Origin of the sequence: Streptomyces chartreusis NRRL 3882, from assembly GCF_900236475.1 — a bacterium.
Lineage (GTDB): Bacteria > Actinomycetota > Actinomycetes > Streptomycetales > Streptomycetaceae > Streptomyces > Streptomyces chartreusis_D.
On record NZ_LT963352.1, the window covers coordinates 5,633,466 to 5,647,981 of the forward strand.

Consider the following 14,516-nt stretch of genomic DNA (forward strand, 5'->3'; position numbering starts at 1 on the left):
ATACGATACTCAGCGCGCTGAGGTGTGGAACTCGCGTAGTCGGCCGCTGAGTTCGTGCAGCCCTTCGATGCGGAGGTCGGCAGTTCCAAGGCCTCGGCGGTGTTCCACTGCATGGTGGCCCAAGGCCCGCGATGTACAAGCGCTGTGTGCAAACCCGCCTGCCTGGCAGGGCTGATGTCGCAGCGGTCACCGACGTAGAGGATCTCGCCGACGAGGGGCACGGCGTCGGCCACCCGTTTGAAGGACTCGGGGTCGGGCTTGCTGGCGCCCCAGTCGTCGGACGTACCGATCAAGTCGACGTCGTCGGAGACCAGCGTCCGCAAGATCCCCCGGCGCGTACAGTCTGATTGCCGGCGATACCGAGCCACAGCCCGTCGGCCCGGAGCTGCCTTAGCGTCGGACGGACATCCTCGTACAGATCCTCTTCCTCAAAGCTCTCGGGCTGCCCGGCAGCAGCTCGCTTCTCCCGCTCCTTGTAGAGATCGAAGCCGGGCCGGAACTCCTGGAACGTCTCCCGGTAGTCGCGGCCCTGGGCGATCACGGCCCCGAACATTGCATGGAAGGTATGCCGCGGCACACCCAGCCAGTCGGCCCAAGTGCCGTACTTGCGGGTCTCGTCCACGAGGCACTCGCCGACGTCGAAGACCACTGCGCGAATCATGTGAGAAGACTGTCCAAGGGTCGACGCGCATCGGTTGGGCTCAAGCTCACGACGCAGTGGAGATTTCGGAGGCCGAGGGGAGGTTGAAGTAGGGCTCGGGCCACTCGACGGCGCCGTCTGCGTCCGCTTGGGCCACGTGCTGCAAAAGCAGTGCTGTGGGGTCCTCTATGTTGCGCTTATCATCGCCGATCAGTAGGGGCTCCGTGATGGATATTGAGGGGTAGTCGATGCCTAGCAGTTTGCATATGTGCTCGAAATCCTCGTTCGTGTTTCCGTCGCCGAGGCTGCCGTGGAGGTAGTCGCGTAGGCGTGAACAGATGTCGAGCATCGCATTTCCGCTGTCCGTCACGCTGTATATGCCCCCTTGCGGGCTGTCGCTCTTCAAGAATCCTATGATGAAGAGCCGCTCCGTTTCGAATTGGAGAGCGTTTAGATTGACGTCCAGCGCCTTGGCTGTGTGTCGATGGCTTCGATAACCAGCCCTCTTGACCTGCGACAAGATCTCGAGCGGAAGGCCGGGGCGCCTTGAGGATGCGAAACGGGTCACATCCGCGGAGGTGAGGCCCCCTAAGGCTACTTGGAGGAGGAGGTCCTTGGTGATCTCCTCTTTCAAGAGGTTGTGGACGGTTCTACGGGACTTTTCGTCGTCTGCATCGAAGTCCGCCGGCACCCAGAAGACCCGCAGGCGGGACAAGCTTTTGGGCATGGTCCGGAGGTAGTCCTGGGTAACCTCGGCGAGGCGAGAACGATTGCGACTCTCGTGCCGGGCAATGTATACAGCCGCCGCGATGTCCTCATCGTGGAGAAGGGTTCTGAGGTCCTTGTCGATTCCATCTCCACCATGCCCCCAGAGCGTTTGCCCAGAGATCACTTTTGACCAGTCCTTCTTCAGGTCACAGGAGAAGTCAAAGCGCTTTCGCTGGCCCTCTGTGTAGCCAAATAGCCTGGATTTTGAAGCGCTCTCCATGATGTGGAGGGCCGCTTTTGACAGGAAGACATGCTCATCTGACTCTGGCATGGGTGCTCCAAGGATGTGTGCCGGGTGCTCCTACTTGGCTGAAAATCTCGTGTAGCCATGCGCATCCTGGTAGACGAGGTCGATTCCCTCTGTATGGAGAAGATTTAGTAAGTCACCCTGGGGCTTCTCCGGGAGCAGCACGGTCAGCTTGGGGTCGCGCGGCTTAATGTGTCGCACGAAATCCTTCAGTTGACCAATAGCTATATGTAGCTCATCGCGACTACTGGCGCCCCTAATCGCATACAGTTCATGCGTGGTGGCGTCGTATAGATCAGTCTTGAGCGTCTTGGTCGTACCTGAGATCTTTATTTGGTAAGCACAAACTTCATGCCCACGCTGGGTGAGATGGTCGAGGTACTGCTCTCGCAACGCAGATTGGCGGAGGTCGGCTATGAGGCTCGGCTGCGCAGCCCGCCTGCTCTCTGACGCTCGTTTCCTCTTCGGCTCTACCATTTTGCATGTGACTACCGTGGCGGAAACCTTTTGACTATCGGTTTCTCCCGCGCGCGAGATGACATCCTGGGTGAGGCGCTCATAGTCTCCCTTGGGCCGGAGGCGGAAGACGATGATGCGACGCCGCTCCCCCTCCTCGTCATTCGTCTCGCGCACGGTATACGGCTGCTGCGAGTCCAACTCAAACTCGCCAATGTAACGCTGCCGCTTGGCGGCTGATTTTGAGCCGGGCACCTTGCCTGCCGCCATGAAGACACGGAGAGACCTTCCCGTGTCCGCGTGGCACAGGACGGCAGCGTTGCGGGAGCCGTTCAGTCCCAGAAACGTTTGCTCTCCACGAGTGCCCTGACCGGTGTACTCGAACACCGGCCCGCGCTCGTCCTCTTCCTCTAGCCAGCCGTCCTCATAGCCGTACTTCTTGCCACTGTCGTGATCCACGTAGATGAGGATGTTTGGGGTGGTGTTGGAGGGAATGATCCCTCCCTGTGTTCCTCCGCCGAACAGCTCCTTCATCTCAGCACGCGTGGTCATCAGACCGGGCTTGATCGAAGCTAAGTCCATGCTCCGACGTTAGCTGATCGCTCTGACATCGAACGCGGTCAACTAGCTTGCGTTGATGGCTGCATACGACCAGATGTCGGCGGGCAACGCGTGCTCCAGGCGCCACGTGATCGCCATCGGCTTGCTGCCTGTGTGGCCTTCGTAGGTGGCAGGCCCGAGAAGCATCCAGGGCTGAGACTTACCGATGTCGGTGTTCTTGTACCGACGCATGAAGAGCAGGACATGGCTGCCCCGCTTGGCGTGGTGCTGGTAGCGCAGCCCTGTCGGGGAGCTTTCGGCCGTGGAGTTCTGGGACTCCCAGTGGAAGAGCGTCGGACTCAGGGCGTAGTCCCTGTATCGCACAGTGGGGGAGAAGTCCTTCTCGTTCTTCTCCAAGGTGATCAGGAGAGCGTCTGTCTGGAGGTCCTCGACCCACTGGACGCCCTGTGCGAAGGACCTGGGCATCTGGCCGCCGAAGCGTGCTACCCCGAGGGCCGCCAGGATCTCAGAGCGGTTATAGGAGCAGTGGACCTGTAGCGGGACCTGGTTGTGGGGGCCTGACAGAGGGATGGGGAAGTGGTCCGCCTGCTCGATGACGTAAGACAGGACCTGGCGGAGCTCATCGCGGACGTTTGGTTGATTGCGGAGTGCGTCGAGGCCTTGCTGGAAGCTGGTGAAACCGCCCGCGTTGTCCCACAGGTTGAAGAAGAGCATCCGGGCGTACACCTGGTCCGTGGGGTCCAGCTCCTCATAGGCGGGTACGTCGTCGGCCAGGAGGCGGAGGTACGCATTGGCGCGGTCAGGGTCATCGACGTGCAGGAAGGCATGGACACGTTTGAGGAGCGCCGACTCACCAGCCGGAGCAGCCGCTTTGATCAGCCCGGCTCGGCGTAGGACAGAAGTCCAGGAGTTGTCGCTCTTGTACAGCTCCTTGATCTCCCTGCGGCTCTCCCGCAGGTAGTCCGCGAGTTGCGGCGTGTCATAGGCCTTGACTTCGTTGACCAACGTCTTGACGGTAGCGCTGAGCTGGGTGCGGATGTTGCCCAGCACCAGGTCCTTGGCCTTGCCCTCCAGGATGATCTGGCATCCGGACGGCAGGAGCGGAAAATCGTGCTCGATGTGATCGACGAGCCGGTTCCTGGAGAGGTTCGTCAGAGCTCGGAACTGCTCTTCGAAGCGGAACTCCGCCCGGTGCTGTCCGATGAAGTCGAGGACTGTGAGCACGGGCTTCGTTTCAGTACGCCGTAGTCCACGGCCCAGTTGCTGGAGGAAGACCGTGGCGCTGTTGGTGGGGCGCAGCAGCAGGAGTGTATCGACATCGGGGATGTCGAGGCCTTCGTTGAACAGGTCCACGGAGAAGATGACTTGCAACTTCCCCTCTCGCAGGTCGGCGAGCGCTTGAGCTCGTACTGCGGCAGGCGAGTCGCTGGTGAGTGCCGTTGCCTGGAAGCCGGCCTTTTGGAAGAAGTCGGCCATGAAGCGTGCGTGCTTCTTGTCCACGCAGAAGCCCAGGGCCCGCATGGCTCCTGGCTGGGATACCTTGTCTCGGATCTGCTTAACGACGATGCGGGCACGCGCCTGGTTGCCCGTGTAGAGGTTGCCGAGCTCCTGGTCCGCGTAGGTACCCCTCTGCCACGTGAGGTTCGTCAGGTCTGTGCCATCGGGGATGCCGAAGTAATGGAAGGGACAGAGCAGGTCGTTCTCCAGTGCCTCCCAGAGTCGCATCTCGGCGGCGATGCGGCCCTCGAAGAACTCATCCTGCACGTTGAGCCCATCCATCCGCTCGGGGGTCGCGGTCAGGCCGAGTAGTTCCTTGGGCTTGAAGTGGTCGATGACGCGGCGATACGTACCGGCGGTGGCGTGATGGAACTCGTCGATCACGATGATGTCGAAGTGGTCGGGAGCCAGCTCTTCAAGCCGCTGGACATTCAGGGACTGGACGCTGGCAAAGACGTGGTCCCAGGCTTGCGGGTCCTCACCGCTGTAGAGCAACTCGCCGAATGAGGCGTCATCCAGCACCTCTCGGTACGTACGCAGAGACTGCTTGAGGATCTCCTTGCGGTGGGCGACGAACAGCAGCTTTGGTCGGCGGTTACTGAAGCGCTTGGAAAGGCTTCGGTAGTCCAGGGCGGCCATGACGGTCTTGCCCGTACCGGTGGCTGCGACCAGCAGGTTGCGGTTGCGTCCGCGGAGCTCGCGCTCTACTCGTAGGCGTTCCAGCATGTCCTGCTGATAGGGGAAGGGGCGTACCTCCAGCCCAGATAGGTTGATCTTCAAGTCGGTGGTAGAGGTGGTGCCGCTTGCCTGGGTTAGGGCTTGGTCGAGGCGGTCGGCGTGGTGATCCGGGTCGTACGTCTCGAACGCGGAGTCGTTCCAGTACGCGTCGAAGGTCGCCTCGAACTTGTTGAGTACTGCCGGTGTGGCGACGGAGGACAGGCGGACGTTCCACTCCAAGCCGTCGAGGAGTGCAGCTTTTGAGAGGTTCGAGCTGCCGACGTATGCGGTGTCAAAGCCTGTGTCTCGTCGGAAAAGCCAAGCCTTGGCGTGTAGTCGAGTGGATCGAATCTCGTAGTTGACCTTGACGGTAGCGCCGAAGTCACGGATGAGGCGGTCGAGTGCGTGGCGGTCGGTGGCGCCGATGTAGGTGGTCGTGATGACACGGATCGGCACGCCTCGCTCCTTCGCGGCGCGCAACGAGTCTTCCAGGACGCGAATGCCGTACCACTTCACGAACGCGCAGAGCAGGTCGATGCGGTCTGCCGTAGCGAGCTCTGCTCGCAGCTCGGAGCCGAGACTCAGGTCCTCGGGGGAGTTTGTGATGAGCGATGTCTCGGACAGGGGAGTCAGAGGGCGAAGGGCGTAGACGCCTGGAGCCTCTTGCTGAGCGAGTGCCAGCAGCTGCCGAGGACCCTCGACGATTGTCTTTGTGCTGGCAGCTTTGGCTTCGCTCGGGTTGGGTGCACTTGCGGAAAGGGCCGCGAGGATGCGGTTCGCGGCCGTCACGCGGTCTTCGGGCGGAAGCTCGCTCAGCCGCTGACCGACGGCTTCAGCGATGTAGCGTGCCAGCACGTGGGGAGCGGACTCCGGTGTGACTTCAGCGTCGATTGCTTTCCAGCCTGCGGCCGTGAATCGCTCCAACTCGTCGTGCAGGTCGTGGGTGATTAGCTTCTCGTAGACACCTGCGATCGGCGTCGATCCGCCCCCGTGTTCTGCCACGACTGCTCCCCTGATCCCTCGTGCTTCTCGTACACGGGCACCCGTGCCGATGTGGATCTGTTCTAACAGCAATCACTGTCACGCGAGGGGTTGTCTAGAAAGGGGACCTGCGGTGCTGCTGGGCCGCCCGCTTCCTGGCCAGTGTCGTGCCTCCGCACCCCGCCTCAACGGCGCTTCACTCCGCTGCGCTGCGTTCCGCGTCGGCTGGCGCCGATGGCCCTGCGGGCCACCCTTGACCCGGGTCGCCGGTGGGGTGAGGCGTCCCGGGCGTCACCAGAACGCGCCTGCTCCCATCCCCAACCCGAGCAGCACGCAAGAGACCCCCCAAGCCAGATGCGCCCCCGCTGAGTACGACACGTTCGCCGGCCTTCCGTCCTTCTGGTGTACGACCACCACCCGGCGTGGGTCCCTCGGGTCGTAGCGGAGGACGACCGGGACTCCTGCGTGGAGAGGGTGCTGCTCGTGATTGAGGGGGGTGCGGCGGTACGTCTGGTCGGCCGGGGCGTTGGGGAGGTCGACCGGTGGGGCTTTGTAGCGGACCTGGGGCGGGTGGAGGGTGGGGCCCTCTCGACGGGGGCCACGGGCCACCTCGCCCCTGGTGCGGATGCCCCGGACGCCGAGGCGGGCGAGGGCTCGGCGCTGGCGTTGGGCTATGCGTAGGTTCCAGATGCCGAAGGCCGTCATGGCGGCGGCCATGATGAGTGTGATCGTGAGCCAGGGCTGGTCCACGTGACATTCCCCCCGGAGCCGACGTCAGTCGTCTGTCGTACGGGAAGACGGGGGTCGTGTCGTGGCAGTTCCGTGGGGGCGGCTGTCGGGGCGGCCCGGGTCGGCACCGCCCCGGCTACGGTGCCTGTGTCAGGCCGTGCGTCCGTGGCAGGCGCCGTAGGTCTGGCCTGAGCCGCACCAGCAAGGTGCCCCCTGCTGTGGTGGCCAAGGGACCGCGCGGCCCCGGGCCGCCAGGGTCGTCGCGTACTGGGGGAGCAGCGTCGCGTCCGACGGGGACGAGAGTTCCGAGGCTGCGAAGGCCTCGTAGGACGGGACCGTGCCGGTGACGATGCCGAGGTTCGGGGTGCCGGAGGAGGACAGTTCCCGGAGGGCGGACTCTATGGTCGCGAGGTGGGTCTCGTGGGAGGGGTACTCCGAGGCCAGGGTCGGATAGGCCTCCAGGAGTTCCGAGAGTTCCGTCGCCGGCCAGTGGAGGATCGCCACCGGGAAGGGGCGGGAGAGGGCCTCCCGGTAGGCGCCCAGTTCCGCGCGGAGGCGGAGGATCTCCGCCTCCAGTTCCGCCGGGTTCTCCGAGCCCAGGGACCACACGCGCTTGGGGTCGTGGAGTTCGTCCAGGGTGATGGGGAGGGAGTGGACCGTGTCCGCCAGGGCGTCCCACTCGTCGTGGGTCTTGCCCAGCATGCGGCGGACCCTGTGGCGGCCGAAGAGGAGGGGGTGGGTCGGCTGCGGGGGTTGCGGTACGTCGGTCAGGAGGAGGCGTACGGCCTCCGTGAACGTGTCGTGCGCCGCTTCCAGCTCGTCGTGGGACTCCAGGGCCTCGGCGACGATCACCCAGGCGGCCGGGTCCCGCGGGGACGCCACGCGGACTCCCTCGATGATCGCCCTGGCCTCGGCCTCGTGGCCGTACTCCCAGAGGTTCGACGCCTTGAGCGCCCGTACCAGGTGGGGGTTGTCCAGGCCGTCCGTGGAGGACAGCAGACGGTCGTAGAGGGCCGTGGCCGTGGGGCGGTCGCCGGCGAGTTCGAGGTGGGCCGCGGCGCGCAGCAGCAGGGCCTCGGCGTCCTCGGGATACAGGCCGGCGGTCCGCTCCAGGCGTGCCGCCTCGGCGGTGTGGTCGACGTTTTCGGCAGGCGTGTCGGGGCGCATGGGGGACACCGTACTGCCGGGAGGTGACGAGCGTGAGAGATGCGCAGGCCAGACCGCCGGCCTGCGCTGGTTCCCCATGCTCGCCATCCCGGCTCTACAGTTCGCCCCGAACCGCCGCCGTACCGTCGGCCTACAGGGTCACTCCGTCGATTTGGAGTGTTTGGACCGATTTTGCGGCGAAGGGCACGCTCACCGATTTTCCGTTGAGGCGGATGTCCGAGCGGGGGGTGTAGAGGTCGCCGCCGCCCGTCGTCACCGTGTTCCAGCGGGGCACCACGCCGTTCGTGCCGCCCGTCACCGTCGAGAAGCGGGAGAGGTCGAAGGTGAGGGTCTGGGCGGACGTGGAGGTGTTCACCGCCACCAGCACCAGGCGGCGGGACGACGCCTCGTACGCCGCCACCGCGTAGCTCACTCCCGTGGCCAGGATCGTCATGCCGGGGCGGATGTGGCGGCTGAACTGGGCCAGTACGTAGTGCTTCGTCTGGACCGTGGTCGGCTGGAGGGTGTTCGCGTCGTAGGCGATCATCGCCCAGCCCGTCGACGGGTCCATGACCTGCCAGTAGCACCATGCCGTGGGGTGCAGCCAGCGGAAGTCGTAGCAGAGGTTCGACGCCATGGTCAGGCCCGTGCCGTCGCTGTCGCCCGTCTCGGAGTTCCACAGCTTCTTGCGGGACGTCGTCACCACGTCCGTGTAGAGGAGGTCGCGGCGGCCTCCCGAACCCTGGTAGCCGTGCACGTTGACCTGGGAGACCAGGGACTTGGTGGACGAGTCGAAGGATGCCCAGGTGGAGCGGGCCGTGTCGTAGTTCGTCTCGTCCGAGGCGGCGATCCGGATGCCGGTCAGGCCTCGCTTGTCCAACTCGCTGCGCATGTACGGGAGTACGGCCGCCTGGACCGCGGGGTCCATGTGGCAGCCCTCCTGGGTGCCGGTCGCGGTCCACCAGGTGGAGGCCGGCTCGTTGAAGGGGTCGACCGTCGCGAAGTTCACGCCCCAGTTGCTGCGGGCGTACAGGGCCGTCGCCGCCAGGTGGGAGGCGTGCTGGCGGTAGTTCCAGGTCTGGAGGTTGTTGCCGCCGTTCGCGGCGCCCGAGGGGTTGTGGTTGCTGCACATCCACCACATGGGGGAGTTGGCGAACAGCTCGGTGATCGCGCCCCGCTGCGTCGCCTTCACCAGCATCGCGCGCTGGTTGGCGTCCGCCGACCACTTCCAGGCCGACGAGGCGGGGTCCTCGTTGTTCCAGTCCTGCCAGAAGCCCTCGATCTGCTTGAAGGCCGGGATGTTCGGCGACTCGACCATGGTCTCGCCGCCGACGCTGTTCCAGCTGCACGCGCCCAGGTTGTAGCGGGCGATGTTGAGGCCCAGGCCGGGGAGCGATCTGCCGTTGTACGTCACCGACTTGGTGGTGAAGAAGAGGTCCGCGAAGTCGTCCCGGGCGCCGAAGACGTTGGCCCACCAGGCGAGGGAGGTGCCCCAGCCCTCCCAGGTGCCGTAGGTCGTCGACGGGTTGACGGCGATCGTGGCGTCCGCGTGCGCGGTTCCTGTCGCCAGGGCGCTGCCGAGGAACGTGCCGCCTGCTGCGGTCAGCAGGGTTCTGCGTCGTATCACGGCTCCTCCGTAGGGGAGTTCGGGGCAGGCGCCGGTCCCCCCGGTCCGGCGTCGCGGGTTGGCCCGTTGACGGGCATCGAGAAGCATCGGGTGTGGCAGGTGTGTTGTCGAGAGTTGTGACGAACCTTTCTAAAACCCGTGTACGAAGTCTCGGACGTGCCCTGCGGAGCGATCCTGTATAACGAACAGAGCGAAGAGAACGGGTAGTCGAGCGCACGCGCGTACGGGAGGAGGGGGAGCCGATGGTCCGCGGTCTGGCGAGTCTGCGTCCCGCTCTCGTGCTGCTCGTCCTGGTCCTGGAAGTGGCGCTGCTGGACACCGGCAGCCTCTACGCCACCGTCGCGCTCGCCGCTACCGCCGCGGCCTCCGCCGCGTTCACGGTCTGTGCCCTCGTCGGCTCGCGCTGCGCGCCCGCCGTGCCGCGCACCCGGGTGCGTACGGCCATCCGCGACCGTGACCTCCGTACGGCCTTCCTGCCGCAACGCGATCCCGACGCCCGGGGGCGCACCCGGCCCCGGGCGCCCGGGCACGCCCTCCGGGCGACTTTCGCGTAGGGGCCACATCCCGGCACGTCCCGGTGCATCCAGGTACATGCCGGTGCATCCCGTATGTCCCGGTACGTTCACGTAGCCGGCCCCGCGCGGGTCGTCATGCCGCCATGTCCGATTCCCGGCACGACGAGACCCCCGGAGGGCTCACCCATGTCCGTCTTCGCCACCCTGGTCGAGCGACTCGCCGACCTCCTCCAGCCGCTGTTCGGCGCCTCCGCGGCCGCCGCCGCGATCGTCCTGTTCACCGCGCTCGTACGCCTCCTCGTCCACCCCCTGTCCCGGGCCGCCGCGCGCGGTCAGAAGGCCCGGACCGCGCTCCAGCCGAAGATCGCCGAGCTGCGGAAGAAGCACGGGAAGAACCCCGAGAAGCTCCAGCGGGCCGTACTGGAACTGCACGCCGAGGAGAAGGTCTCGCCGCTGGCCGGCTGCCTGCCCGGGCTGCTCCAGGTGCCCGCGTTCTTCCTGCTCTACCACCTGTTCTCCAGCGAAACGATCGGCGGCCGGGCCAACGTGCTGCTCGGCCACGAGCTGTTCGCCGCGCCGCTGGGCGGGCGGTGGGCGGATGCGCTCGGGGAGGGCGGTCTCCTCGGCGGTCCGGGGCTCGTCTACGCCGGGCTCTTCGTGGTCGTCGCCGGGGTCGCCGCGTTCAGCTACCGCCTCAGCAAGCGCATGATGGCCGCGAGCCCGGCCCTCCCGGCCGGTGGTGAGCAGGTGGCGGGGCTGGGAGCGGTGACCAGGGTGATGCCCTTCATGTCCTTCTTCACGCTCGTCACCGTGGCCGTCGTGCCGCTGGCCGCCGCGCTGTACGTCGTGACCAGCACGACGTGGAGTGTCGTCGAGCGCGCTGTGCTGTACCGGTAGCCGGCCCGGTACGTGACGGTCCAGTACGTGAACTGGGTATTGCGGAGCGGACTCCCAGCTTGGAGGATCGACCAGTCCTCCGATGGCTGCCCCGCCGCATCCGGGTCGCAGGCCTCGGGCGGGCGCCCGCGATCGAGGGAGAAGTGATCATGAAGCTGCTGCGAGTCGGTACGGCCGGGGCCGAGCGGCCCGCACTGCTCGACGCCGACGGGACCCTGCGGGACCTGTCGGGCGTCGTGCCGGACATCGACGGGGCGCTGCTCGCGGACGACGCGGCGCTCGACCGCGTCCGGGCCGCCGCCGACGCCGGTGAGCTGCCCGTACTGGACGCCACCGGGCTGCGGATCGGGCCGCCGCTGGGGCGGATCGGCAAGATCGTCTGCATCGGGCTGAACTACCACGACCACGCGCGCGAGACGGGTGCCGAGCCGCCCGCCGAGCCGGTCGTCTTCATGAAGGCGCCGGACACGGTGGTCGGGCCGAACGACACGGTGCTCGTGCCGCGCGCGTCCCGCAAGACCGACTGGGAGGTCGAGCTGGCCGTCGTCATCGGGCGTACCGCCAGGTACCTGGGGTCCGCGGAGGAAGGGCTCGCGCACGTCGCCGGGTACGCGGTGGCGCACGACGTGTCCGAGCGGGAGTTCCAGATCGAGCGGGGCGGGACCTGGGACAAGGGGAAGAACTGCGAGACGTTCAACCCGCTGGGGCCGTGGCTGGTGACGGCGGACGAGGTGCCGGATCCGCAGCGGCTGTCGCTGCGGCTGTGGGTCAACGGGGAGTTGAAGCAGGACGGGACGACGGCTGAGCAGATCTTCTCGGTGGGGGAGGTCGTGCGGTATCTCAGTCAGTTCATGACGCTGTACCCCGGGGATGTGATCAACACGGGCACGCCGGCGGGGGTGGCGCTGGGGGCGCCCGAGCCGAAGCCGTTCCTTCGGGCCGGGGACGTCGTGGAGCTGGAGATCGAGGGGCTCGGGCGGCAGCGGCAGGAGTTCAAAAGCGCCTGAGGGGCGGGGAGCTGCGGATCGTTCGCGACTGCGGGTGCGTCGTGGTCGTTCGCGCGGTTCCCCGCGCCCCTGAAGGTCAGTCCAGTACCGAAGCCAGGTCGCGCCAGGCCTTCCTCGGGAGGGAGTCCCGCGGCTCGCCGTCCAGGACCTGGAGGGCGAGGTGGTCCGCCCCCGCCTCGAAGAAGGCGTCGATCTTGGCGCGGATCGCCGCGTCGTCGCCCCAGGCGAACAGGGCGTCGACCAGGCGGTCGCTGCCGCCGTCCGACAGGTCGTCCTCGGTGAAGCCGTGTCGGAGGAAGTTGTTGGTGTAGTTCGGCAGCGGGAGGTAGATCCCGAGGAACTCGCGGGCCAGGGCGCGGGCACGGACCGGGTCGGTCTCCGGGATGACGCCCAGTTCCGGGGCGAGCAGCGGGGCCTCGCCCAGGATCTCGCGGGCGTGCGCGGTGTGCTCCGGGGTGACCAGGTACGGGATCGAGCCCGCCGCCCGGTCGCGGGCCAGCCGGAGCGACTTCGGGCCCAGGGCGGCCAGCAGGCGGCGGTCGGCCGGCACTCCGGCGGCGTCCAGGCCGTCGAGGTGGCCGACGAGGGCCGAGTAGGGGCGGGAGTACTGCTCCTCGCGCTTGGCGTGGCTCACCCCGAGGCCCAGCACGAAACGCCCGGGGTGGGCCGACTCCAGCTCCCCGAAGGCCGTGGCGGCGGCGTCCGGCTCGTGCTGCCAGATGCTCTGGATGCTGGTGCCGAACGTGAGCTTCGAGGTCGCCTCGATCAGCGGGGCGGCGTTGGCGGCGGAGCTGTTGCCGCCCAGCCAGACGGCGCCGTAGCCGAGTTCCTCCAGTTCGGCGGCGGCCTCGGCGAGTTCGCCGCGCCGGTCCGGGTCCTCCGAGCGCAGCCCTACGCTCCAGATGCCGTAGCGGCCGACGGTTTCCTTCAGAGCGGTGGTCATCGGTTGGGATCCCTCCGGTTGGGCGCCATGCTTGATCATGCGTACAGCAGGTGCCAACCGGAGGGGGCCGCCGATGATTCCGGCACCGCCTAGGGGGTGTTCAGGAACCGCTCCAGGGCCTCGACCACGAACCGGTGGTCCTGGAGCTGCGGCAGCCCGGACACCGTCACCGCGCCGATCACGCCGACGCCCTCGACGGTGATCGGGAAGGAACCGCCGTGCGCCGCGTACGTGTCGGGGTCGAGGCGCGAGGACTCCTCGAACGTCGTGCCCTTGGCGCGGAAGCGGGCGCCCACCAGGTAGGAGGCGGAGCCGTAGCGCTCCACCACCCGGCGCTTGCGGGCGATCCAGGCGTCGTTGTCGGGCGTGGAGCCGGGCAGCGCCGCGTGGAAGAGCTGCTGGCCGGCGCGGTGGATGTCGATCGCGACCGGGGCCTGCCGCTCCCGGGCCATGTCGACGAGGAGCGAGCCGAGCGCCCAGGCGTCGTCGTGGGTGAACCGGCGGAACACCAGGCGGCGTTCCTCCTTCTCCAGCTCCTCCAGGCTCGGGGTGAGCTCCGGGTGGAACTTCGGGGTGAGCTCCTGGCTGTGCGAGGGGTTGCTCTTGTGGGTCACAGGGTCACCGTCACCTTCTCGCGGGCCGAACGACGGGCGGCTTCCAGTACGTCCAGGGCGGCGGCCGCCTCCAGCGCGGTCACCGGGTTCGGGGCCCCTTCCAGCAGGGCCTTGGCCACGGCCGCATAGTAAGCGGGGTAGTCGCCCGGGAGGGTGGGTTCGGGTCGGCCGCCTCCCGTGACCGGTGACTCGCCGGAGCCCACGCGGCCCCACAGCGACTCGGGCTCCGCGCCCCAGCCGGGCCCGGGGCGCCGGCCCTCGCGCAGGGCCGCCTCCTGGGGGTCGAGGCCGTACTTGACGTAGCCCGCGGCGGAACCCAGCACGCGGAAGCGGGGGCCGAGCTGGGCGGTCGTCGCGGAGACGTAGAGGTGGGAGCGGACGCCGCTGGTGTGCGTGATCGCGATGAACGTGTCGTCGTCCGTCTCGGCGCCCGGGCGGCGGATGTCCGACTCCGCGTACACGGCGGTCGCCGGGCCGAAGAGGACCAGCGCCTGGTCGACGACATGACTGCCGAGGTCATACAGCAGACCTCCGATCTCTGCGGGGTCGCCGGACTCCCGCCAGCCGCCCTTCGGCTTCGGACGCCAGCGCTCGAAGCGGGATTCGAAACGCCACACGTCGCCCAACTCGCCCTCGTCCAGCAGCTTGCGCAGGGTGAGGAAGTCGTTGTCCCAGCGGCGGTTCTGGAAGACGGAGAGGAGCAGGCTGCGCTCCTCGGCCAGGGCGGCGAGCTCGCGGGCCTCGGCCGCAGTGCCCGCGACGGGCTTGTCGACCACGACCGGCAGACCGGCCTTGAGCGCGGTGGTCGCGAGCGGCACGTGCGTCTTGTTCGGGGACGCCACGACGACCAGGTCCAGCTCGGCGGCCCGGTCGAACAGCTCGTCCGGGCCGGCGGCGAGGCGCACGTCCGGGAACTCGGCGCGGGCCTGCTGCTGCCGTTCGGGGTTCGAGGTGACCACCGTGTCGAGGACGAGGCCCTCGGTGGCGGCGATCAGCGGGGCGTGGAAGACGGAGCCGGCGAGGCCGTAGCCGACGAGGCCGACGCGGAGCGGCGAGCCCGGTGTGCCGGGCGTGCCGAGGGGTGTGCCAGTCATGCCACCCACTTTCGCAACGCTGTTGCCAAAGTGCAAGCGCCGGGGACAATGGTGGCGTGAACAGGGCGGACGACCGG

12 protein-coding genes and 1 pseudogene are annotated in these 14,516 nt (G+C 67.2%); 3 read left to right on the forward strand and 10 right to left on the reverse strand.

Features of this window, described 5'->3' with window-relative positions:
- Positions 1 to 9: 9 nt before the first annotated feature.
- The 7 genes and pseudogenes from SCNRRL3882_RS25540 to SCNRRL3882_RS25570 all read right to left on the reverse strand — a co-directional run bounded on the left by SCNRRL3882_RS25540 (position 10) and on the right by SCNRRL3882_RS25570 (position 9,369).
- Positions 10 to 661: pseudogene (locus SCNRRL3882_RS25540) on the reverse strand (HAD family hydrolase).
- A gap of 46 nt (positions 662 to 707) precedes the next feature.
- Entirely contained in the window at positions 708 to 1,679 is a 972-nt protein-coding gene (locus SCNRRL3882_RS25545; protein ID WP_158688411.1) for a hypothetical protein, read from the reverse strand.
- A 30-nt stretch (positions 1,680 to 1,709) separates the two neighbouring features.
- The gene (locus SCNRRL3882_RS25550) at positions 1,710 to 2,693 is read right to left on the reverse strand and encodes a hypothetical protein (protein WP_010040063.1); all 984 of its coding nucleotides are present in this window, start codon (positions 2,691 to 2,693) and stop codon (positions 1,710 to 1,712) included.
- A gap of 42 nt (positions 2,694 to 2,735) precedes the next feature.
- On the reverse strand, positions 2,736 to 5,888 hold the full coding sequence (locus tag SCNRRL3882_RS25555; RefSeq protein WP_010040065.1) for a DUF3427 domain-containing protein: 3,153 nt from the start codon (positions 5,886 to 5,888) through the stop codon (positions 2,736 to 2,738).
- A gap of 270 nt (positions 5,889 to 6,158) precedes the next feature.
- The gene (locus tag SCNRRL3882_RS40870; protein WP_159399452.1) at positions 6,159 to 6,617 is read right to left on the reverse strand and encodes a DUF3592 domain-containing protein; all 459 of its coding nucleotides are present in this window, start codon (positions 6,615 to 6,617) and stop codon (positions 6,159 to 6,161) included.
- A 129-nt stretch (positions 6,618 to 6,746) separates the two neighbouring features.
- Positions 6,747 to 7,763: an SEC-C domain-containing protein gene (locus SCNRRL3882_RS25565; RefSeq protein WP_010040069.1), complete on the reverse strand. Its 1,017-nt coding sequence runs from the start codon at positions 7,761 to 7,763 to the stop codon at positions 6,747 to 6,749.
- Positions 7,764 to 7,893: 130 nt separating this feature from the next.
- Positions 7,894 to 9,369, reverse strand: coding sequence for an endo-beta-1,6-galactanase (locus SCNRRL3882_RS25570; protein ID WP_010040072.1), 1,476 nt, complete (start codon positions 9,367 to 9,369; stop codon positions 7,894 to 7,896).
- A 242-nt stretch (positions 9,370 to 9,611) separates the two neighbouring features.
- Between SCNRRL3882_RS25570 and SCNRRL3882_RS25575 the strand changes: the two genes are divergently transcribed.
- From SCNRRL3882_RS25575 to SCNRRL3882_RS25585, 3 genes are all read left to right on the forward strand, one after another.
- Complete coding sequence (locus SCNRRL3882_RS25575) at positions 9,612 to 9,923, forward strand: DUF6412 domain-containing protein (protein WP_010040075.1); 312 nt, start codon at positions 9,612 to 9,614, stop codon at positions 9,921 to 9,923.
- A gap of 147 nt (positions 9,924 to 10,070) precedes the next feature.
- Positions 10,071 to 10,781: a YidC/Oxa1 family membrane protein insertase gene (locus tag SCNRRL3882_RS25580; protein WP_010040077.1), complete on the forward strand. Its 711-nt coding sequence runs from the start codon at positions 10,071 to 10,073 to the stop codon at positions 10,779 to 10,781.
- Between the two features lie 149 nt (positions 10,782 to 10,930).
- The gene (locus SCNRRL3882_RS25585) at positions 10,931 to 11,788 is read left to right on the forward strand and encodes a fumarylacetoacetate hydrolase family protein (RefSeq protein WP_010040079.1); all 858 of its coding nucleotides are present in this window, start codon (positions 10,931 to 10,933) and stop codon (positions 11,786 to 11,788) included.
- Positions 11,789 to 11,864: 76 nt separating this feature from the next.
- On the opposite strand, the gene SCNRRL3882_RS25590 is transcribed toward SCNRRL3882_RS25585, so the two are convergent.
- The 3 genes from SCNRRL3882_RS25590 to SCNRRL3882_RS25600 all read right to left on the reverse strand — a co-directional run bounded on the left by SCNRRL3882_RS25590 (position 11,865) and on the right by SCNRRL3882_RS25600 (position 14,439).
- Positions 11,865 to 12,731 (reverse strand): LLM class F420-dependent oxidoreductase, encoded by an 867-nt coding sequence (locus SCNRRL3882_RS25590; RefSeq protein WP_010040080.1) that lies wholly within the window; start codon positions 12,729 to 12,731, stop codon positions 11,865 to 11,867.
- 89 nt (positions 12,732 to 12,820) lie between these two features.
- A complete protein-coding gene (locus SCNRRL3882_RS25595; RefSeq protein WP_010040081.1) occupies positions 12,821 to 13,345 on the reverse strand; it encodes a heme-degrading domain-containing protein in 525 nt (174 codons plus the stop codon).
- Complete coding sequence (locus tag SCNRRL3882_RS25600; protein WP_010040083.1) at positions 13,342 to 14,439, reverse strand: Gfo/Idh/MocA family oxidoreductase; 1,098 nt, start codon at positions 14,437 to 14,439, stop codon at positions 13,342 to 13,344. The genes SCNRRL3882_RS25595 and SCNRRL3882_RS25600 overlap by 4 nt, the downstream gene beginning before the upstream one ends.
- Positions 14,440 to 14,516 lie beyond the last annotated feature (77 nt).